This is a genomic window from Nonomuraea sp. NPDC048826 (genome assembly GCF_043198225.1).
Taxonomy (GTDB): Bacteria; Actinomycetota; Actinomycetes; order Streptosporangiales; family Streptosporangiaceae; genus Nonomuraea.
This window is the reverse complement of sequence record NZ_JBICUQ010000005.1, coordinates 430,003-450,727: the sequence shown is the minus strand read 5'-3', so window position 1 is coordinate 450,727 and position 20,725 is coordinate 430,003. Positions and strand designations below refer to the sequence as shown.

Sequence of the window (20,725 nt, the reverse complement as noted above, 5' to 3'; positions counted from 1 at the left end):
CAGCTATGGAGGGCGGAATGTTCGCAGTTTCCCTTGGTGACGGCGCGGAACTACGGCCGCTGGAGCCGTGGCACGCCGAGGAGTTCCTCAGCCACATGGAGCGGGGGCGGGAGTTCATCGGGCAGTACGTCGGCCTCCCCGACCGGGTCACCGACCTGGAGTCCAGCCGCTCGTTCCTGCGGACGTACGCGGACAAGGCCACGGCGGACACCGGGCGGATCTACGGCATCTGGACCGGCGGCAAGCTGGTCGGCGGCGTCATGTTCAGGACGATGGACATCCCCAACGCCAGCGCCGAGGCCGGCTGCTGGCTGGAGCCCTCGGCGGCCGGCCGGGGCCTGGTGACCAGGGCGGTGCGGACGATCATCGACTGGGCCGTCGAGGAGCGCGGCATCCACCGGGTGGAGTGGGTGGTCGCGTCGGAGAACGAGCCCAGCATCGCCGTCGCGCGGCGGCTCGGGATGACCAGGGACGGCGTGCTGCGCGAGAGCTTCCTCTATCGCGGCCGGCGGTACGACATGGAGATCTGGTCGGTGCTCGCCCCCGAGTGGCGGGCGGCCCGGTCCGCCTGAGCCGCGCGCCGTCCGGGAGTGGATCCTTTCCGTTCGAGCCTGTCCGCAGCCCTGTTGGACACCTCGGCCGACGGGCTTCGCTGATTCCTGCCACGCCGGCGGAACGACCGCCGGATCGCCGAGGGAGGAATCCAGAGATGAACATCCGCACACGCACCGCACAGCGCATGGGCGGCTCCGCGGCCAAGGGGCTTCTCGCGGGAGCGGCGCTCCTGTCGGGGCTGCTCGGCGGCGCCCAGGCCGCGCACGCCGACCACCAGTCGTGCAGCAACCGGACCGACATTCCGGGCGTATGCCTGAAAGTGGTGAACGAGGGGCTGCGCGTCACCTACGCCGAGGCGTACCACGACGGCCGCACCGGCGCCTGGACCGGGCACATCGACCTGCACCGTGAGGGCCGGGCGACGATCCAGCGGCCGGACCACTCGCCGCCCCAGGCGGCGATCTGGAGCGGGGTGGACGACTACGTGGCCGGGGCGCGGATCTGCGCCCAGGGGTGGGAGAAGGCCGGATCCGGCTGGCGTCCCAAGGGCCGCACCTGTGTCGTCCTGCGCTAGGCACGCGACACCCGCCGGCGGCCGCAGGGCCGTCGGCGGGTGACACGAAAACCCCACGAAAGTGGATCACTCCGCCGATAAAGTGCAGGCGTGAGCGACTTAGAGGCCCTCGTCATCGCCCGTCGGCTGCGCGTCCCCATCGGCGACCCCGCGGCCACCGCCCCCGGCTGGGGGGAGGCGGCCGCGCGTCAGCTCGACGCGGCGCTGCTGACCGTCGGCTTCACCTGCTCTCCCGCGCTGCTCGGACGGCTGTCCGCGCTGCCCGGCGAGACCGTGCTCGACCTCGGGGTGCGGGTCCTCGCCGCGGTCAGAACCCTGGTCGGCGACCACGTCCAGCACAACGCCTACTTCATCGACTTCCCCAGGAACGTGCCCGACACCCTGGAGTTCTGGGCCGGGCTGCTCCGCCAGGCGCTGCTCGACCCGGTGGCCGTCGAGCGCACCCGGCCGGAGACGCTCAACCTGCTCACCCTGCCCGGCTACGGCCGCTACCAGCACGCCTACACCGACCTGCTGGCCGCGCACGCCGAGCTGATCCCGCTGGCCGGCGACCGGGTCACCGTGCTGGAACTCGGCGAGGACCTGGAGTCGGAGGCCGGGGCGCTGTTCCGGTCGCTGGCCGGCTCGGAGATCCCGCTGGCCGAGGAGGACCTGGCGGCGCTGCGCCTGCTGGCCGCGCACTGCGCCGACGAGCCGGAGCGCATCCCGGTGCGGGAGAACCGCGCCGTGCTCAACGAGGCCCGGCTGGCCGCCGGCCGGCCGCTGCTCGTGGACACGGTGACCGACGTGCTCCGGCTCGCCTGCGGCCTCTCCGGCGGCGACGTCACGCTGGCCACCCCGACCCGGTTCCGGTCCCTCCGCCGCGCCGAGCGCCGCGCGCTCCTGCGGGCGCTGGACGCGGTGGCCACCCCCGCCAAGCTCGGCGACGTGCCGCGCCACCGCGAGCAGTGGAAGCGCCTCGGCGAGCGGCTGCACCCGCACGAGTATCCAGGGCTCCCGCGCGCCGCCCAGGTCTTCGAGGTGGCCAGGGGTACGCGCGAGGCCCGGAGCCTCGACAGCCGGGTGGAGGCCGCGCTGTCGGATGGCCGCGCCGGCGACGCCGTCACCCTCCTCGCCCACGCCCCCGGCGCCCTCCTCCGCCGCCTGGACCACCTCCTCCGCCTCGCCCCGCCGGACCCGCTGGACACCCCGTCGGATCCGGCGGATGCGGCCGGGGTGCTGGGGGCGGCGGGGCAGGCTGTGGCCGGGGCGTCCGGCCGGGTGTTGCTGTCGCTGCGCGAGCATCTGCAGAACCGCCTGTCCCCCGGCCCCGGCCGGGTCTTCGTCAACCGGCACGGCCGGGCCTGGACGACGCCCGACGCGCGCCCGCCGCTCGAGCGCGAGGTGCTGTCCAGCGCGCTGGCGCTCCTGGACGAGGAGATCACCCGCCGCCTCCCCGACCTCGGGGAGCTGATCGTCGATCCCGACGTGCTGGACGTCGCCCTGCCGCTGTCGGGCAAGGCCGCCGCGCCCGGCCTCGGCATGCTGCCCCGCGGCTCACTCTCCTCGGTGGACGGCGAGGTGCTGCGGTTCTTCGTCCACTGGCGCCAGGCCGAGCGGCGCACCGACTACGACCTGTCCGCCCTCATGCTGGACGACGCGTACGGCAGTCCGGAGCAGGTGTCGTGGACCAACTACACCAACAGCTTCGCCACGTACTCCGGCGACCTCACGGAGGCGCCGCAGGGCGCGTCGGAGTTCATCGACCTCCGGCTCGCCGCCGCCACCCGGTCGATCATCATCCCGCAGGTCAACGTGTACTCCGGGGAGCCGTTCGACGAGGCCGCCGAGGCGTTCTTCGGCTACATGACCAGGACGGCCAAGCAGAAGGGCCGCCCGTTCGAGCCGCGCACCGTACGGATGAAGTCGGATCTGCGCGGCTCCGGGCGGGTCGCGCTGCCGCTGGCCTTCCTGCGTGACCGCGACGGCGGGTGGCGGGTGAAGTGGCTTCACCTCTACCTGAAGGGACGACCGAACTTCAACCAGGTGGAGGGCAACCGGGTGAGCACCTCGCTGCTGGTGCGCTCGATCGTCGAACGCGAGTATCTGACGGTCGCCTACCTGGCCGACCGGCTGCGCGCCAGGAGCACCCCGGCCGGGGGCACCACCTATCTCGGGCTCGCGGCGCCGGACGGCCTGCCCACGGGGAGCCGGGTGATCACTCCCGCGACCCTGCACGAGCTGATCCCCGCCTGATACGGTGGGGATCGCGAGGCCATGGGAGGGCTTCCTTCTCAATCTTCCATTGAAAACCAGCTTTCCCGCTTTCCTCGCACCCCGGCCGTGAGGCCATCCGAGGGCTTCCTCCTAACTATTGGACCAGGCCCGCCCGTAAGGGCACCTGGCAGCCAGCTCCCGGGCCCTCCTCACGGCCGCCTCCGGGCTCCCCGGTGAGCGCCCGGGCCGCCCCGCCCTTTCCCCTGGTCGGGAGCGCGTTGCATACTGCAAGAGAGACGTGCAGGGCGGCACTGGAGGCGCCATGCCGAAGACGATGCCTCGCGCACGATCCGGCGGCCGGCTCGCGACGCCGCGGCCGGAGATCGCCGCGACGCCCGAGTGCTCGCGGGCCACGCGCCCGTGGGCCCGTTGCGACCTGAGGGGGCGGCTGCGGGCCGCGTGACCGCCATGAGTCTTTCCCGTGAGGAACGTCAGGCACTCGACGAGATCGAGGAGCGGCTCGCCTTCGACGACCCCGACCTCGACGCCCTGTTGTCCGGCTCGCTGCCCGAGCGCCGGCGCGAGATGCCGGCGGTCGTCTGGTGGACGGTGGCCATCGTGGCCTACGTGGTGTTCCTGATCGGCGTCGTCATGACCGTGGCCACGCCGGAGGACGCCTGCCGCGGCACCGGCGACGGGCGCTGCGAGCCCCCGATCCGCACGTCCCAGAACGAACACGGCCAGAACCGGCAGCAGCCCGGCCAGGAGCGCGCCCCGGAGCCGACCTCGACGAGGTGAGCGCGTCAGCCGGGGTCGTAGGTGAGGACCTTGACCCGGCGCAGGACGAGCGTGGTCTCCATCGACTGCACGCCGGAGAGCGCCCCGATCCGCTCGCTCAGGTAGGCGTAGAGGTCGGCGGTGGTGCGGCAGAGCAGCGAGACGGCGAGGTTGGCCCGGCCGGTGATGGCCGCCGCGAACCGCACCTCGGGGTGGCCCGCCACCGCCTCCCCCACCGCGGCCAGCGCGTGCGGGGCGACGGCCAGCCAGCACATCGCCTCGACCCCGTGGCCCAGCGGCTCGTGGTCGTACTCGACGGCGAGATACAGCACTCCCGTGGTACGCAGCCGCTCCAGCCGCCGCCTGACCACCGTCTCGGACTGGCCGGTGGCCGCCTGCAGCTCGGCGAGCGTGGCGCGGCCGTCGCGGCGCAGCGTGGCCAGCATCGCCTCGTCGACGTCGTCCAGCACGACCGGCTCCGCGGCGGGGACGGCGACCGGCGGGCGCAGCGCGGCTTCCTGGTCCGGGTCCAGCCCGCTGGACTTGCGCAGCCACCCGACCGGGCCGCCGTAGAAGGAGTGCAGGATGCAGTGGGCGCTGACCCCGATGATGCGCGGGGTGCGCTGGAGTCGTTCCAGCAGCAGTTCGTCGCGTTCCCTGCGGCTGCGCGGGCGCATCGCGCAGAGCACCTCGGTGCCGCCGGAGATCAGGTCGACGTACTGGGTGTCGGGACGCCTGGCCAGCGCCGAGGCGAGCCGGACCGCCACGTCGGGGGTGCAGCGGAGCCGGGCGATCCAGCTGTCACGGCCCAGCCGGCTGTCGTCGGTCACGCCGGTGATCCGCAGCCGCACGGTGGTGCGCAGCCGCCTGAACCGGCGCGCGACGGTCTGGTCGGAGACGCCCAGCACCTGCGCGATCCGGCTGAACGACGCCCGCCCGTCGAGCTCCAGCGCCTGCAGCAGCTTCAGGTCCAGCGGGTCGAGCGTCCGGGGCGGCACCGCGTCTCTCCTGTAGGTGAACACCGGCAGGCCGGTCGCTTGTCATCGTAGGCGTCCGCGACCGCCCCGCCGGGTAACCGGCCTCAAGGACGCGCCGCCACACCAGGCGTCGGACGGGCGGTCTCCCGTACGGCGGGCGCCGGGCGGCGGCGCAGCAGGACGACGGTGGCCAGCGCGGCCAGCGCCAGCAGGGCCGCCGAGACGACCAGGCCCAGCCGCATGCCGCCGAGGAACGCCTCCGAGACGGCGGCCAGCACCCGCCCGGCGTCACCGCCGAGGTCGAGCCGCGCCACCGCGCCGAGACCGCTCGCCTCGGCCGCGCCGACGACCTGCCGCGCCCGCTCGTCCGCCACGCCCGCCGCGGCGAGCCGGCCGGGCAGGTCGCCCAGCGCCTTGATCGACAGCAGCGTGCCCAGGACGGCCGGTCCCAGCGCGCTGCCGACCTGCCGGAAGGCGTTGTTGCCCGCGGCGGCCATGCCGGCCTGGTGCGGCGGCACGCTGGCGACGGCGGTGCCGGTGATGCACGGGAAGGCGACGCCGAGGCCCAGTCCCAGCAGGGCCAGGCGCCAGGCCAGCGACCAGAACGACGTGCCGCCGTCGACCGTGGTCATGGCCAGCAGCGCGACAGCCGCCACGACCAGGCCGGCCGTGATGAGCACGCGGGGCGGCACCCTCCGCATCACATGACCCATCACCAGGCCGAGCAGCATGGACACGACGTTGACGATCACCATGCGCACCCCGGCCGCCAGCGTGTCGAGCTGCTGGACCAGGCCGAGGTAGAGGCTCAGGACGAAGAAGAAGCCGATCAGCCCCAGGAAGCTGATCATGGCGACCAGCGTCGAGGCGGTGAAGCCCGGGCTGCGGAAGAGCGACAGGTCCAGCATCGGCGACGCGCTGCGCCTCTCCACGACGACGAAGGCGACGCCGCTCACCGCGGCCAGGGCGAAGGCCACGAGCGCGGTGGGGTGGGTGAACGACTCCGCGCCTCCCTCGATCACGCCGTAGACCAGCGCCGTGATCGCCACGGCGGCGGTGACCTGGCCGGGCCGGTCGAGCTTGCGCGCGCCGGGCGCCCGGGACTCGCCGAGCCACCGGCCGGCCACCGCCATCGTGACCAGCGCCACGGGCAGCGGCAGCAGGAAGATCCACCGCCAGCCGACGTGGCCGACGAGCGCGCCGGCGATCAGCGGCCCCAGCGCCATGGCGCCCATCATGCAGGTGGTCCACATGCCGATGTACGTGCCGCGCTCGCGATGGTCGGGCACCGCGTGGCTGATCAGCGCCAGCGTCACCGGCAGCAGCGCGGCGGCGCCCGCACCGGCCAGCGCCTGCCCCAGCCAGATGAGCTGGACCGAGGTCGCGCACAGCGACACCAGAGCGCCCAGCGCGCACAGGGCCAGGCCCACCTGGTAGACCTTCTTGCGTCCGATCACGTCACCGAAGACGCCCGCGGTCAGGATCAGCGCGGCCACCGGCAGGACGAACGCGTCGGAGACCCACGACAGCTGCGCGGTGGTCGCGCCCAGCGCCTGCTGGATGGCGGGCAGGCTGGTCAGGACGGAGGTCACGGGCAGATAGGCGACGAAGACGCCCGCGCAGGCCAGCGCGACGGTGGCGCGCCGGGTGCGGGCGGTGTCCGTCGCCTCGGTCGGAACGTTCAACGACTCTCTCCTTGCGGCGCGGACGCACCGCGATCGACGGCGACCGCGTCAGTCTGCTGCGCGCCCGCCGCCCTCGCCAGCCGGCGGCCCCGGATCGCGGAAATCCGACATCCAGGCCGGGGCTATCGCGGATTTCCGTGATCGGGCCGGTACGTGGAGGCGCGGAACAGGAACGAGGCCCAGGAGCGGTAGGGCCGCCAGTGGTCGGCGAGCTTGCGGTACGCGGCGGCGGGCGCGTCCTCCGGCAGCCCGTACACCTCGCGCAGGATCGCGAACAGGCGGGGCTCGTCGCCGGGGAAGGCGTCGGGGGCGCCCGCGCCGCGGATCAGGATCAACCCGGCGGAGAACGGTCCCACGCCGGGCAGGGCGCGCAGCTCGGCCAGGGCCTCCTCAGGGGAGAGCGAGCGCAGGTGCTCGGTGGTCAGCACGCCGTCGAGCGCGGCCCTGGCCAGGGCGTGGATCCACTCCTCCTTCTGCGCGGGCACGCCGAGGCCGCCGGCCTCCAGGAGGGTCACGGGCGGCGGGAAGACCGGGAACGCCCGGCCGTCGATCTCGACCCTGGCGCCGTGCCGTTCGGCGATGCGCTGCTTGATGCGCGAGGCGATGAGCATCGACGAGCGCTGCACGATCACCGCCCAGCACGCCGACTCCCACGGGCTCCAGAAGCAGACGGGCCGCAGGCCGGGGGTGGCGCGCTGCAGGTCGCCGAGCACCGGGTCGGCCTCCCCCAGCGCGGCGAAGCCGGAGCCGTCGACGTCGAGGGAGAGGATGCGCGCCACCTCGCCCCGGATGCCGGGGCTCGCGGGTCTGGTCGTGGTCACGGCGACCCCGCCGGGCGCGGCGGTCACGGACACGCCGATCGGCAGCCAGTCGGTCTCCGGGCAGAACCCGAACCGCAGCGTCCGCCCGTCGGAGGGCAGCGCGCTGGTGGCCGGCCAGTCCTCGACGAAGCGCAGCGAGGCGCCGAAGTCGAACGGACCGGCGGCGTTGATCGTGAATCCGAACGTGGCCATGCGCCGTATCGTAGGAGCCCGCCGCCGATGCGGAGGACGGGCGGGCCCGCCCCCCGCGTCCGGGGAGGTCAGCGGCAGAGCGTGCCGTTCTTCGGCGGCACCCGGGTGATCAGGTAGCGGTCGACCGCGCTGTTCACGCAGGCCGACGACTTGCCGTAGGCGGTGTGGCCGTCGCCGTCGTAGCCGAGCAGCACGCCCGACGACAGCTGCGCGGCCAGTCTGCGCGCCGACCGGTACGGGGTGGCCGGGTCGCGGGTGGTGCCCACGACCAGGATCGGCGGGGCCCCCTCGGCACGCAGCGCGCGCCCGTACGCGGGACCCGCCTTGCCCTTGACCGGCCAGAAGGCGCACGGCGAGAGCAGCCCGTCGGAGAAGTAGGCGCCGAAGTACCGGGCGCCGGGCGCCTCGGTCACCACCGAGGCGTCAGCCGTGGTGACCTGGGGCTGGTCGGCGCAGGAGATGGCGGTGAACGCCTCGCCGGAGTTGTCGTACGTCCCGTCGAAGCGGCGGCCCGTGTAGTTGTCGGACAGCGCCAGCAGGGCGGTGCCGTCTCCGCGGAACCCGGCGGCGAGCGCCGCGCGCAGCCGCGGCCACAGCTCCTTGGCGTAGAGCGCCTGGACCACGCCGCGGAACACGATGGCCTCGTTGACCTGCCGCCCGTCGGCGGTGTTGCGCAGGGGGCTCCGGTCGGCCCGCTTGAGCAGGCCGGTCAGCTTCTTGAACGAGGCGCTCGTCGCGCCGGTCCTGAACGGGCAGCCCCGGGTCTTGGCGCAGTCGCGCAGGAACGCCGTGAACGCCTTCTCGAACCCGCGGGCCTGGCCGGCGGCCTCGGTCCCCCAGGTCACCGGGTCCACCGCGCCGTCGAGCACCAGCGCCCGCACCCGCTCGGGGTACATCTCGGCGTAGTGGGCGCCGATCACCGTCCCGTACGAGAAGCCCAGGTACGTCAGCCGCCGGTCGCCCAGCGCGGCCCTGAGCACGTCCAGGTCGCGGACCACGTTGCGGGTGCCGAGGTGGGCCAGCAGCCCGCGGGCGTTCTGGTGGCAGGCCTGGGCGTAGATCTTCTGGTACGCGTCGCCGACGCGGACCTCGGTCGGCGTGTCGGGGGTGGGGTCGAGCGCGTGGTAGGTGTCCATCAGGCCGGGCGGCAGGCAGCGCACGGGCGCGGAGAGCCCGACGCCGCGCGGGTCGAACCCGACGATGTCGAAGCGTGAGCGGATGGCGGCGGGGAAGATCGCCTTGGCCGCCCTGGCCAGATCGACGCCGGAGCCACCGGGGCCACCGGGGTTCAGCACGAGCGAGCCGATCTTCTTGCCGCCGGTGGCGGGCAGCCGGATGACGGCGATCTCGATCCGCTTGCCCCTGGGCTTGCGGTAGTCGACCGGCACCTTCAGCTTGGCGCACTCGAAGCCGCCGCCGCAGCCGGTCCAGTCCAGCCGCTGGCGGTGGTGGTCGGTCTCGGCCGCGGCCGAGGTCGAGACCGAGGTCGCGGTGGCGCCGGCCGGCGCGGTGATGCCGAGGCCCGCCAGCAGCAGGCCCGTGATCAGGGGTGCGATGACCCCACGTAGGCGTCGCATGTTCCCGTCCTCATCTGGCGGCCTCGGTCGTGTCGGTGTCCCGATGGTGCGGGCGCGCGGTTGCGGCCCCCTTTACACCGGCTGGCGAGCCGCATGACGGGCCGGTCAGGCGGGGGATTTCTTTCCGGGTGACGTGTTTGACCGGTCCGCTCCTCGGAAGGGGCTCAAGGTGAGACGCATAGCGATCGTGGGCACCGGCTTCGGCGGTTACGCCTGCGCGAGACATCTGGAGCGTTGGCTCAGGCCCGGCGAGGCGGAGATCGTGCTGATCACGCCCAAGGACTACACGTTGTATCTCCCGCTGCTGCCGCAGGTGGCGGCGGGGGTGCTGCAACCCCGTTCCATCGTCACGCCGCTGCACACCCGGCTGCGGCGCAGCAAGCTGCTGCCCGGGGTGGCGCTCGACGTCGACCTGGACGGGCGGGCGGTGAACGTGCTCAAGATCGACGGTGAGCCGGTGCGGGTGCCGTACGACGTGCTGGTGCTCGCCCCGGGCAGCATGACCAGGACGTTCGACATCCCGGGGCTGCGGGAGCACGCCCGCGGCATGAAGACGCTGGCCGAGGCCGTCTACCTGCGCGACCGGTCGATCGCCCAGCTGGAGCTGGCGGCGGCCACCCATGATCCGGACGAGCAGGCCGCGCGGTGCGGGTTCGTGGTGGTGGGCGCCGGATACTCGGGCGTGGAGACGGCCGCGACGCTGCAGCTCGTCACCCGCCGGGCGATGGCCCGCTTCCCGCACCTGGACCCCGGCCTGCTGCGCTGGACCCTGATCGACATCGCCCACGCGGTGATGCCGGAGCTCGGCCCCGAGCTGGGCGAGAGCGCGCGGCGGCTGCTGGAGCGGCGCGGCATCGACGTGCGCCTGGGCACCACGCTGGAGCGAGTCACCGAGGACACCGCGACGCTGACCGACGGCACCCGGCTGCCCGCGCGCACGGTCATCTGGACGGCCGGGGTGACGCCGCGGCCGGTGGTGGCCAGCCTCGGCACCGAGACGGTCAAGGGCCGCCTGGTGGTGGGCGCGGACCTGCGGGTGCCCGGCTGCGAGGGCGTGTTCGGGCTGGGCGACGCGGCGGCGGTGCCCGACCTGACGGCCGCGCCCGGCACGCCGTGCGCGCCGACCGCCCAGCACGCGCACCGGCAGGCGAAGACAGCGGCGCGGAACGTGCTGGCGGCGCTGCGCGGCGGCGAGATGCGCGAGTACCGTCACCGCGACCTCGGCCTGGTGGTGGACCTGGGCGGCTCGGACGCGGTGGCCAGGCCGCTCGGGATCGACCTGAGCGGGCCGCCGGCGCAGCTCGTCACCCGCGGCTATCACCTGCTGACGACGCCGTCGGGCCGCTCCCGGCTGCGGGTGAGCGGCGACTGGCTGCTCAACATGATCGCCCCGGACGACCTGATCAGGCTCGACTTCCTCAAGGACAGCCTCGGCACGCTGGAGGAGCTGGAGCACATGCCGATCAGGCCGCGCGCGCGGCGGATCAGCGTGACCGAGCCAGCGGGATCCCGACCGTGATCTCCCTGCCGAGCTTGTGGTCGCCGAGCAGGTCGAGGTCGTCGCCGCTCCAGAACCTGCCCGGGTCGTACCAGTTGGGCCGGCGGCCGGCGGGCAGCAGCCCCATCTCCTGGTAGGTGACGGCCACCACCTCGGCGCAGTAGGCGTTCTCCAGCGCCCGCTCCCCCGCGGCCCGGCGCAGGCGGGCCAGCCGCCCGGTCAGCCAGCGGCCGGCCAGCCGCGCGGTGGACGGGAACGGGGTGCCGTCGAGCCTGGCCACCGCGCGCAGCGCGGCGTCCTCCATCTCGGGGGTGGCCTGCGGCTCCAGCTGGCGCAGCCAGGCGCGCTGGCCGTAGCGGTCGGCCCAGACGGTCACCGCGTCGCGCAGGTCGTGCAGCTGCACGCCTCGCTGGTGGCTGCCGGACCACAGGTCGGGCAGCGACCGGCCCAGCTCGGCGTGCCACATCATGGGCGGCAGGTCCTCGATGACGATCGCCATGCCGACGTGGTTGACCGGACTGTTGGTCATGGTCTGGATGGCCCGGTCGGGGACGGTGCGGCCCCGGAAGATCCACACGTCGCCGGTCCTGGTGAGCTCAACCGCCTCGTCGAGAGTCAGCACAGGGCTAGCCTAGGCACATGCGCTGGTGGAAGATACTCGGCCTGGCAGGGGTCGCGGGCGTCGCGGCCACGGGTGTGGCGATCGCGCGCGCGGAGCGCCGCCGACGGGCCTACACGCCCGAGGAGATCCGCGCCCGGCTGCGCGAGCGGGTCGAGGGTCAGCCCGAGGGCCGCAGCTCGTAGACGAAGACCACGTCAGGATAGGCCGGGTTGTCCACGTAGCCCTGCACGCTGCCCAGGTAGGCCCGCCGGTAGTTGACCACCCACGGCATGGCCGCCGCGGCCTGCTGGTCCAGCACCCTGCGGGTGGCCCGGACGAACGCCTGCTGCGCCGTGGCGCTGTCCGTCACGGTCAGCTCGGGCAGCGAGTCGAGCAGCGTGTCGGTGGTCGGGTCGTCCAGATAGGCGAGGTTGAACACCGGCGGGTCGGCGCTGTGGAAGACGTTGCCGAACCACGAGTAGCCGTCGGCGTAGTCGGGCCACCAGTACATGACGAAGATGTCCTGGCCGCGCTTCTTGCCCAGCTCCCACTGGTCCGGCCAGGGCATGGCCCGGGCCCGGAGCGTGACGTTGAGCGACTTGAGGTCCCGGCGCAGCCGGTCGACCAGGACCTGCTGGTCGCTGTCGCCCTCGGTGAAGGTGAGGGTCAGCTGGAGCGGTTCGCCCTGCGGCCCGTACCCGGCCTTGGCGAGCAGTTCGGCCGCGCCCGCCAGGTCCTGCCGGGGCACCCGGCCGGGCACGTGGCCGAGCAGCCCTTCCGGCACCACCCCGCTGTGCGACATGACGCCGCCGCGCAGCGCCCGGATCACGCCCCGGTAGTCGACGGCCTTCTGCACCGCGCGCCGCACCCGCTGGTCGGTCATCGGGCCGGTGGCGGTGTTGAACAGGAGCATGGCCGTCTGGAACGAGGACCGCTCGGAGGTGCGCAGGCCCGGCCGGGTCTCCGCCCTGGCGAACAGCTTCGGGTCCAGCCGGTAGAGGAAGCTGACCTCGCCGCGCAGCAGCTGCCGCCAGGCCTGCCGCTGGTCGGGCAGCACCCGGAACTTGACCGTGCGGTAGTGCGGCCGGTCCCAGCCTCCCCAGTACCCGTCGTACGCCTTGAGCGTCAGCTCGTCCTGGGCCCCCTTCTTCCAGGTGCCCACCGTGTACGGCCCGGTCCCGGCGTCCCGGCCGGCCGAGAACCACTGCGCCAGGTCGGGGGCCGCCCGGGTGTCGTAGATGTAGGCCGCGTAGGCGGACGAGGCCACCACGTCGAGCGGCACCGGGTACCGCAGCGCGAACGTGATCGTGTACGGGTCCTCGACCCTGATCGACGAGACGGAGTCCCAGATGTAGTAGGCGCCGGCCTTGGTGGCCATGGTCCGCTCGATCGCCTGTTTGACCGCGGTGGCGTCCATGGGCCGGCCGGTGTGGAAGGTGACGTCCCGGCGGAGCGTGAAGGTCCAGGAGCGGCCGTCTGCGGTGCTGCGCCAGGCGGTGGCCAGGCGCGGGGCGCTCTTCTTGGTGACCGGGTTCCACAGGGTGAGCGTCTCGTAGACGTTCTGCAGGGCGACGATCTCGTTGGAGTAGGACGTGCCGGGGTCCCAGTCGGTGACCACGTCCGTGCTCTCGACGTAGACGAACGCCGACTCCCCCAGCCGCGGCTGCCGCACCGCCGCCGGCGCCGAGCACGCCGTGGCGAGCAGCACCAGCGCGGCGACCGCTGCGAGACAACGGCGCAACGCATCTCCCTCTACGACCGGTCTACCGGGAAAACGTACTAGACGATCATGGCCGATGTCCGAAACCGCCGAAAAATTGGGCAATCCGGAGATCGTATTGCTATCCTCATGGCTTGTCCCGTCCGGGGTTGCCAGCAGGGGACCGACCGGAGTGAGGTGCCATGGGTCGTAGCCGAACGATCCGCATGAAGATCATCGGCCTACTGCTGGTTCCGATCGCCTCGATGGTGGTGTTGTGGGGAGTCATCACCGCCGTGACGGCGAGCGAGAGTCTGGAGCTGAGGCAGTATCAGACGCTCTGGACGAACTTGCGACACCCGGCGTACAAGCTCGGCAACGAGCTGCAACGCGAGCGCCTCGCCTCCGTCCAGTTCCTGCGCGCGGGCCCGTCGGCCGACCGGCCGGCGCTCGCCAAGCAGCGATCCCGCAGCGACAGGGCGAAAGAGGAGTTCCAGCGGCTCTCGGGTGCGTCCCGGGATACATCGGAGGCGATCCGCACACAGGTGGACGCGGTGTACACACAGCTCGACAGGCTCGACGCGGTCAGGGGAGAGATCGACACGGGCCTGTCCGACCGTCTGCGCACGGTGGAGTCGTACAGCGCGATCCTCGACAGCCTCTTCGACCTGCACCGGCGGGTCGGCTTCATCGGCGACCTGCCGATCTACGAGCAGTCCAGGGTCGTGATCGACCTCGGCTACGCCAAGGAACTCCTCACCCGCGAGCAGGCGCTCGGCCTGGGCCCCACCACGACGGCCGAGCGCAGGCTGTTCACCCGGCTGGCCGGAAACCGGCGCTTCCTCATCGACCACGCGCTCGGCCAGCTCGACTCCAGCCTGCGCGAGACCCAGGTGTCGATCATCACCTCGCCCGCCTACCAGCGGATGCGGCTGATGGAGGACCAGATCATCGCGGGCGGCTCGCCCAGCGCGTGGCTCAGCACCACCGAGTCGCTGGCGAAGTCTTTTCAAGAGGCCCAGATGCGCGCGAGCATGATCCTGCAGGATCGCTCGAAGCCCGTGGCCGACGCCGTGCTGATGCGGGCGTTCCTGCTGGCCGGGACCTGCCTCGTGCTGATCCTGGTCTCGATCGCGTTCTCGCTGCGGATGGGCAACCGCCTGTCCAGGGAGCTGGGCAATCTGCGCGAGGCGGCGCTCGAGGTGGCCCAGGAGCGGCTGCCCGAGGTCGTCGCCAAGCTCAGGAAAGGGGAGGAGGTCGCCGTGCCGGAGCTCATGGTCACGAGCACGACCGTCGAGATCGACGACGTCGGCCAGGCCTTCTCCACGGTCCAGCAGACGGCGGTCGAGGCGGCCGTCGGCCAGGCGCAGCTGCGTGACGGCGTGGGGCACGTGTTCCGCAACCTCGCCCGGCGCAGCCAGGCGCTGCTGCACCGCCAGCGCATCCAGCTGGAGGGCATGCAGCACCGCGCCACCGACCCGGACGACCTGGACGACCTGTTCCGGCTGGACCACCTGGCCACCCGGATGCGCCGGCACGCCGAGGGCCTGATCATCCTGTCGGGCGCGACCCCCGGCCGCGGCTGGAGCAAGCCGGTGCCGATGCTCGACGTGGCCCGGGGCGCCGCCGCCGAGGTGGAGGACTACCAGCGGGTCGTGGTCGAGCCGATGCCGGCCCAGCGCCTGGCCGGCCCGGTGGTCGGCGACGTGATCCACCTGGTGGCCGAGCTCATCGAGAACGCCACCGTCTACTCTCCCCCGCACACCACGGTGATCGTGCGCGGCGAGGTGGCGGCCCGCGGCTTCGCCTTCCACGTGGAGGACCGCGGGCTGGGGATGAGCGAGGAGCAGCTGGCCGAGTACAACGAGCGGCTGGCCAGCCCGCCCGAGTTCGACCTGGCCGACAGCGAGCGCCTCGGTCTCTTCGTCGTTTCCCGCCTGGCCGCCAGGCATGACATTCGCGTGATGTTACGCGATTCACCATATGGAGGGACCACCGCCATCGTGCTGATCCCGGCAGAACAAGTAACAGACCCTCCGGACGAGCCGGAGGAACCCACCAGGGCCCCGGCCCGCCCGATCCGGGTGGTGCAAGGTGAGTAGAGACGAGCGCTGGCTGGACGAGGACGCGGGTCCGATCGTCCCTGCCTACCTGCTGACCCGGGGCCGCACGGTGCCCGCGAGCGAGGCCATCGACCTCATCGCGGTCATCATCACCTCCGGTGGCCTGACGCCGCCGGTCGGGCTCGGCCCCGAACACTTGATCATCCTGCAGAAGTGCACCAAACCGACGCGGCTGGTGGACGTCGCGGCGGAGCTGAACCTGCCCATCGGCGTGGTCCGGGTCCTCGTGGGCGACCTGCACCAGCAGAAGCTCGTCCAGGTGGAGTCGCCGCCGCCGGCGCCCGACGCCACGGTGCTCCTGGAGGTCATCGACGGGCTGAAGGCTCTCTGAGCACGTCCTCGGCCCGGTGGCAGGCGACCTGCCGCCCTTCGGGCTGACCGCCGATGTCACGGAGCGCGGGTTCCCGTTCGCACTCCGTCACCGCCATCGGGCAGCGCAGCCGGAACGGGCAGCCCGTCCCCGCCGGCCGCGCCTCCGCCCGCCCCCGGGCCGCGGGCGGCTCTCCCCCGAGCCTCGGCACGGCGTCGCGCAGCGCCAGCGTGTACGGGTGAGCGGGCCGGCTCAGCAGGTCGGCCGTGGGGCCCGACTCGACCACGCGGCCCGCGAACAGCACGTGCGAGGTGCGGCAGAGCTTCCCGACCACGGCCAGGTTGTGCGTGATGAGCAGCCGCTCGGCCGGCAGCCCGGCGAGCAGGTCGAGGATCCTGGCCTGGACCGTCACGTCCAGGGCGCTGGTGGGCTCGTCGAGGATGAGCAGCCGGGGGCCGACCGCGAGTGCGCGGGCGATCACCACGCGCTGGCGCTGGCCGCCGGAGAGCTCGTGCGGGCGGCGGGCGGCCAGCGCGGGGTCGAGTCCGACCTGTTCGAGGAGCTCGGGGACGCGGTGGCGGGCGTGGCGGGGCAGCGCCTCGGCGATCGAGCTGCCGGCGCGCATCCGGGGGTCGAGGGCCTCGGCCTGGAAGACGGGCTGGACGTCGCCGCGGAAGCGCCTCATGTCCACTTTTTTCAGGTCTTGATCCCCGTACCAGATATTTCCGGACATGGGGGTGAGGAGACCGAGGAAGGCCCGCGCCAGCGTCGTCTTGCCCGACCCGCTCTCGCCGATCAGGCCCACGCCGCCCTCGGTGATGTCCAGGGTGACCTCGTGGACCACGGGCGTGCGCCCGTACCCGAGCGTCACGCGCTCCGCCCTCAGCAGGCTCACGGCAGCGCCTCCAGCAGCTCGCGGGTGTAGGGGTGGGACGGTTCGGCCAGCACGCGGGCGGCCGGGCCGCTCTCCACGACCTCGCCCTCCCGCATGACCAGCACCCGGTCGGCGACGGTGGACACCAGGGCCAGGTCGTGCGAGACCAGCAGCAGCGCCAGCCCGCGCTCCGCGCACAGCCCGCGCAGCACGGCCACCACCTCGGCCTGCACGGTCACGTCCAGGGCGCTGGTCGGCTCGTCGGCCAGGATCGCCTCCGCGCCCAGCGCGATGGCCAGCGCGATGGCGAACCGCTGCGCCTGCCCGCCGGAGACCTCGTGCGGGTAGCGGCGCAGGATGGCCGGGTCGAGCAGCACCGCCTCGGCAGCCTCGGTCATCACCCGCTCCGCGTCGCCGACGCCGTGCAGCTTGAGCGCCCGGCGCATCAGCGTGCCGAGCCGGGTGGTGGGGCTGAGCGCGGCCTGCGGCGACTGCATGACGAGCGCCACCCGCGCTCCCCTGATAGCGCGGAGCTGGGCCGGCGAGGCGTTCGGCACGTCCACCCCGGCCACCCGGATCCGCCCGCTGACCTCGGCGCCCTCGGTGAGCCCGAGCAGCGACATGAGCGTGGTCGACTTGCCCGACCCGCTCTCCCCCACGATCGCCACGCACTCGCCGGGCGCCACGTCCAGCTCCGGCACCCTGGCCACGACCCGATCGCCGTACCTCACCTGGAGGTCGCGTACCTCGATCACTTCACGATCCTCCGCGGGTCCAGCGCGTTGCGCAGCCCTTCGCCCAGCACGTTGAACGCGAACGCCGTCAGCAGGATCGCCAGTCCGGGGAAGGTGACGACCCACCAGTTCGTGGTGAACAGCGTCTGCCCCTGCTCCACCATCAGCCCCCACTCCGCCGTCGGCTCCTGCGCGCCCAGCCCCAGGTACGAGAGCGCGGCCGCGGTGAGGATGACCCCGCCCGCGTCGAGCGAGACCTGGACCAGGACGGGCGTCAGCGAGTTCGGCAGCACGTGCCGCACGATGATCATGATGGCCGGCACGCCCAGGCAGCGCGCGGCGTCCACGTACGGCCGGGTGGCGATCGAGGCGGCCGTCGCCGCCGACAGCCGCGCGTACCAGGGCCACCAGGTCACCGCGATGGCCACGATCACGGTGGTGACGCTCGGCTCCAGCACGATCGCCAGGGCCACCGACAGGAGCAGCGCGGGGAAGGCCAGGAAGATGTCCGTGATCCGCATGATCACGTCTCTGACCCAGCCGCCCGCGTACCCCGCCACCACCCCGAGCAGGACGCCTGCGGTGGCCGAGACGGCCAGCACGGCCACGGCGATGAACAGCGAGGTCCGCCCGCCGTGCAGCACCCGGGAGAACACGTCGCGACCGGCCGCGTCGGTGCCGAACCAGTGCCCGTCGCCCGGCGGCCGAAGCGCGTTGACCGGGTCGACCGCGTCCGGTGGGTACGGGGCGAGCCACGGCGCCAGCACGGCGGCCAGCGCGATGAGGACGATCAGCACGGCCCCGGCGAAGGCGAACCGGTCGGTGATCCTGGGCAGGGTGCGGCGCAGCGGCGCCTCGGGCGGCGCGCTCACCGGGCCCTCGCCCTCGGGTCGATGACGCCCTGCAGCAGGTCGACGACCAGGTTGGCGAGCACGTACATGAGCGCGACCAGCAGGGTGACGCCCGCGACGGCGGGCGTGTCGGAGCTGGAGATGGCGTTGACCGCGTAGCGGCCCAGGCCGGGCCAGTTGAAGACGGCCTCGACCAGGAACCCGTTCACGATCGCGTACGCGAACACCAGCGCGATCAGCGACAGCACCGGGTTGAGCGCGGGCCGCAGCGCGAACCGGGTCAGGATCGTCGTCTCGCGGAAGCCGAGCGCCCGCTCCAGCCTGGCGTGGTCCTGCGAGGCCTCCTCGATGAGCGTGGCGCGCACCATCTGCGCGATCACCCCCGCCGGGTAGGCGGCCACGACCAGGGCCGGGAGCACCAGGTGCGCCGCCGTGCTGGTGAAGATCGGCCAGTTGCCGGTGATGAGCGCGTCCACGATGGTGATGTTCGTCCAGAGTGTCAGCGGGCTGGTGGTGTCGAGGGCGCTGTCGTACTCCCCGGCGACCGGGAACCAGCCCAGGTTGCTGCCGAAGACCGTCTGCAGGGCCAGCGCCAGCCAGAACACCGGCAGCGACACCGCGAGCATGCTGGTCAGCCGGACCGAGAAGTCCGGGAAGCGGCCCTTGAACCGGGCGGCCAGCACGCCGACAGGGATGCCCGTGACGACGGCGATCAGCAGACCCGCCCCGACCAGCTCCAGGCTGGCCGGGAACGCGTTGTAGAGGTCCTGCAGCACCGGTTGCCGGGTGTGCAGGCTGGTCTGCCAGTCGCCGGTGGCCAGGTCCCTGAGGTAGTTGCCGAGCTGCGCCCAGAGCGGGTCGTCCAGCCCGAACCGCTCGCGCACCTGCGCGAGCTGCTCGGGCGTGGCCTTGGGCCCGGCGTAGGCGACCGCCGGATCGCCGGGCACCATCCTCGTGATCACGAACGTGAGGACGACCACGCCGGCCATGACCAGGAGCGCCTGGCCCAGCCGGCGGATCAGGTAACGCGGCATCGCTCAGCCGGTGGGCTTGAGGTCGTAGAAGAAGACCACGTTCGGGTAGGCCGGGTTGTCGACGTACCCGAGCACGTCCGCGGTGAGCGCGCGCTGGTAGGTCTGCACGTACGGCACGGCGACCGCCGCCTTCTCCTGGATGATCTGCTTCTGCAGGTCGGCGTAGGCCTGGTCGGCCGCCAGCGGGTCGGTGGCCGTCAGCTCGGGCAGCTTGTCGATCGCGGCGTCGACCCCGGCGTCCTTCAGGTACGACAGGTTGAAGGAGACCTCGTCGGCGCTGCGGAAGACATTGAAGAACCACGAGTACGGGTCGGCGTAGTCGGGGTACCAGTACATGACGAAGATGTCCTGGTCGCCCTTCTTGCCGCGGTCCCACTGCGCGTTCCAGGCCATCGCCCGCGCCCGCAGGGTGACGTTGACCTCCTTCAGCGCGGCGGTGAGCAGCGTGACCAGCAGCTTCTGGTCCTCGTCGCCCTGCGCGTAGGTGAGCGTGAGCTCCAGCTCGGGGTTGTCCGGGCCGTACCCGGCCTCCTGCAGCAGCGCCCTGGCCTTGTCCAGGTCCTGCTTGGGCTCCAGGCCGGTGGTGTGACCGAGCAGGCCGGGCGGCACCAGCCCGCCGGCCTTCTGCCCGGCGCCCTTGAGCGCCGCCACCAGGCCGTCGTAGTCGATCGCGTGCTGCAGCGCCTGCCGGACGCGGACGTCCTTCGTCGGCCCCTCGGCCGTGTTGAACAGCACCAGCAGGTTCTGGAACGACGGCGCCTGCTTGGCCTGCACGCCCTCGGTCATGCCCGCCTGCTGGAACAGCTGCGGGTTGAGCCGCTGCACGAAGTTGACCTCGCCGCGCTGGACGAGCTGCCAGGCCGTGGTGATCTCCGGGGTGACCCGGAAGGCGACCTTCTTGTACTGCTCGGGCTGCCAGCCGCCCCAGTAGTCCTCGAACGCCTTCAGCGTCAGCTCGGTCTCCTGGCCCTTGCGCCACGTGTCGATCGTGTACGGGCCGGTGCCGACGTCCAGTTTGCCGTTCTTGAGGTCGTCCTCGTTCTTCTCCAGCGCCTCGGTGTCGTAGATGTAGGCGGCGTAGCCGGAGGAGGCGATGAGGTCCATCGGGGACGCGTACTTGAGCGTGAACTTCAGCGTCGCGGCGTCCGGGGTCTCGATCTTGTCGACCGCGCCCCAGATGTAGGCGGCGCCGCCGTCGGACTTCATCGTGCGCTCGATGGCCTTCTTGGCGGCCTCGGCGTCGAGCGTCGCACCGGTGTGGAACTTGACGCCTTCACGCAGCTTGAACGTCCACTCCTTGCCGTCCTTGGCCGACGACCACTCGGTGGCCAGGCGCGGCTCGGCCTCCTTGGTCTTGGCGTTGTAGCGGGTCAGGCCCTCGTAGATGTTAGACATGGCGATGATCTCGTTGGAGTACGAGGTCGCCGGGTCCCAGTCGGTCACCACGTCCAGGTTGGGGGCGTAGACGAAGGTGGCGTCGTTCTCCGTGGTCTGGGCGGTCGACGGCTGGTCGGCGGGGGTTCCGCCGGTGCTCGGCTGCGGGCTGCCGCCCGCGCCGCGCACCTGGCCGCCCGCGCACGCGGATGCGGCCATGACCACGACACCGGCGACCCCGGCGACGAGCAGACGCTTGTGCCAGCGCATGGG

19 protein-coding genes are annotated in these 20,725 nt (G+C 72.6%); 8 read left to right on the top strand and 11 right to left on the bottom strand.

The annotated features are described in order from the left end of the window. The first annotated feature begins 17 nt into the window (after positions 1-17). From ACGFI7_RS20435 to ACGFI7_RS20420, 4 genes are all read left to right on the top strand, one after another. Positions 18-572 (top strand): GNAT family N-acetyltransferase, encoded by a 555-nt coding sequence (locus ACGFI7_RS20435; protein ID WP_393406521.1) that lies wholly within the window; start codon positions 18-20, stop codon positions 570-572. 137 nt (positions 573-709) lie between these two features. Beyond that, complete coding sequence (locus ACGFI7_RS20430; protein WP_393406519.1) at positions 710-1,129, top strand: hypothetical protein; 420 nt, start codon at positions 710-712, stop codon at positions 1,127-1,129. Between the two features lie 90 nt (positions 1,130-1,219). Further along, positions 1,220-3,364, top strand: a complete 2,145-nt coding sequence (locus ACGFI7_RS20425; protein ID WP_393406517.1) for a hypothetical protein — start codon at positions 1,220-1,222, stop codon at positions 3,362-3,364. Positions 3,365-3,793: 429 nt separating this feature from the next. After that, positions 3,794-4,123 carry a DUF3040 domain-containing protein gene (locus tag ACGFI7_RS20420; RefSeq protein WP_393406514.1) on the top strand — a complete coding sequence of 110 codons (330 nt, stop codon included), beginning with the start codon at positions 3,794-3,796 and terminating at the stop codon, positions 4,121-4,123. Positions 4,124-4,128: 5 nt separating this feature from the next. Here the strand turns inward: ACGFI7_RS20420 and ACGFI7_RS20415 are convergent, their stop codons facing one another. The 4 genes from ACGFI7_RS20415 to ACGFI7_RS20400 form a co-directional block, all read right to left on the bottom strand. Beyond that, positions 4,129-5,100, bottom strand: coding sequence for an Lrp/AsnC family transcriptional regulator (locus tag ACGFI7_RS20415; RefSeq protein WP_393406512.1), 972 nt, complete (start codon positions 5,098-5,100; stop codon positions 4,129-4,131). Between the two features lie 83 nt (positions 5,101-5,183). After that, entirely contained in the window at positions 5,184-6,764 is a 1,581-nt protein-coding gene (locus ACGFI7_RS20410; RefSeq protein ID WP_393406510.1) for an MFS transporter, read from the bottom strand. Positions 6,765-6,886: 122 nt separating this feature from the next. Continuing rightward, positions 6,887-7,777 carry a DNA-3-methyladenine glycosylase family protein gene (locus ACGFI7_RS20405; RefSeq protein ID WP_393406508.1) on the bottom strand — a complete coding sequence of 297 codons (891 nt, stop codon included), beginning with the start codon at positions 7,775-7,777 and terminating at the stop codon, positions 6,887-6,889. Between the two features lie 68 nt (positions 7,778-7,845). After that, on the bottom strand, positions 7,846-9,354 hold the full coding sequence (locus ACGFI7_RS20400) for an alpha/beta hydrolase (protein ID WP_393406506.1): 1,509 nt from the start codon (positions 9,352-9,354) through the stop codon (positions 7,846-7,848). A gap of 169 nt (positions 9,355-9,523) precedes the next feature. Between ACGFI7_RS20400 and ACGFI7_RS20395 the strand changes: the two genes are divergently transcribed. Further along, positions 9,524-10,873, top strand: a complete 1,350-nt coding sequence (locus tag ACGFI7_RS20395; RefSeq protein WP_393406504.1) for an NAD(P)/FAD-dependent oxidoreductase — start codon at positions 9,524-9,526, stop codon at positions 10,871-10,873. On the opposite strand, the gene ACGFI7_RS20390 is transcribed toward ACGFI7_RS20395, so the two are convergent. Further along, complete coding sequence (locus ACGFI7_RS20390; protein WP_393407142.1) at positions 10,839-11,471, bottom strand: hypothetical protein; 633 nt, start codon at positions 11,469-11,471, stop codon at positions 10,839-10,841. The genes ACGFI7_RS20395 and ACGFI7_RS20390 overlap by 35 nt on opposite strands. A 20-nt stretch (positions 11,472-11,491) precedes the next feature. Here ACGFI7_RS20390 and ACGFI7_RS20385 point away from each other — a divergent pair, with 20 nt between their 5' ends. Next, complete coding sequence (locus tag ACGFI7_RS20385; RefSeq protein WP_393407173.1) at positions 11,492-11,656, top strand: hypothetical protein; 165 nt, start codon at positions 11,492-11,494, stop codon at positions 11,654-11,656. Here ACGFI7_RS20385 and ACGFI7_RS20380 read toward each other — a convergent pair. Then, entirely contained in the window at positions 11,632-13,194 is a 1,563-nt protein-coding gene (locus tag ACGFI7_RS20380; RefSeq protein ID WP_393406501.1) for an ABC transporter substrate-binding protein, read from the bottom strand. The two genes, ACGFI7_RS20385 and ACGFI7_RS20380, sit on opposite strands and share 25 nt — an antisense overlap. A gap of 185 nt (positions 13,195-13,379) precedes the next feature. Between ACGFI7_RS20380 and ACGFI7_RS20375 the strand changes: the two genes are divergently transcribed. Further along, the gene (locus ACGFI7_RS20375; protein ID WP_393406499.1) at positions 13,380-15,254 is read left to right on the top strand and encodes a nitrate- and nitrite sensing domain-containing protein; all 1,875 of its coding nucleotides are present in this window, start codon (positions 13,380-13,382) and stop codon (positions 15,252-15,254) included. After that, the gene (locus tag ACGFI7_RS20370) at positions 15,247-15,606 is read left to right on the top strand and encodes a DUF742 domain-containing protein (protein WP_148029695.1); all 360 of its coding nucleotides are present in this window, start codon (positions 15,247-15,249) and stop codon (positions 15,604-15,606) included. Before ACGFI7_RS20375 ends, ACGFI7_RS20370 begins: the two co-directional genes overlap by 8 nt. Here the strand turns inward: ACGFI7_RS20370 and ACGFI7_RS20365 are convergent. The 5 genes from ACGFI7_RS20365 to ACGFI7_RS20345 are packed head-to-tail and all read right to left on the bottom strand — an operon-like array spanning position 15,581 to position 20,722. Further along, entirely contained in the window at positions 15,581-16,480 is a 900-nt protein-coding gene (locus ACGFI7_RS20365; protein ID WP_393406497.1) for an ABC transporter ATP-binding protein, read from the bottom strand. The genes ACGFI7_RS20370 and ACGFI7_RS20365 overlap by 26 nt on opposite strands. Beyond that, positions 16,477-17,214, bottom strand: coding sequence for an ATP-binding cassette domain-containing protein (locus ACGFI7_RS20360; RefSeq protein ID WP_393406495.1), 738 nt, complete (start codon positions 17,212-17,214; stop codon positions 16,477-16,479). The genes ACGFI7_RS20365 and ACGFI7_RS20360 overlap by 4 nt, the downstream gene beginning before the upstream one ends. After that, complete coding sequence (locus ACGFI7_RS20355) at positions 17,211-18,065, bottom strand: ABC transporter permease (RefSeq protein WP_393406493.1); 855 nt, start codon at positions 18,063-18,065, stop codon at positions 17,211-17,213. The genes ACGFI7_RS20360 and ACGFI7_RS20355 overlap by 4 nt, the downstream gene beginning before the upstream one ends. Then, positions 18,062-19,078, bottom strand: a complete 1,017-nt coding sequence (locus ACGFI7_RS20350) for an ABC transporter permease (RefSeq protein WP_393406491.1) — start codon at positions 19,076-19,078, stop codon at positions 18,062-18,064. Before ACGFI7_RS20350 ends, ACGFI7_RS20355 begins: the two co-directional genes overlap by 4 nt. Before the next feature lie 3 nt (positions 19,079-19,081). Beyond that, complete coding sequence (locus ACGFI7_RS20345; RefSeq protein ID WP_393406489.1) at positions 19,082-20,722, bottom strand: ABC transporter substrate-binding protein; 1,641 nt, start codon at positions 20,720-20,722, stop codon at positions 19,082-19,084. Positions 20,723-20,725: the final 3 nt, after the last annotated feature.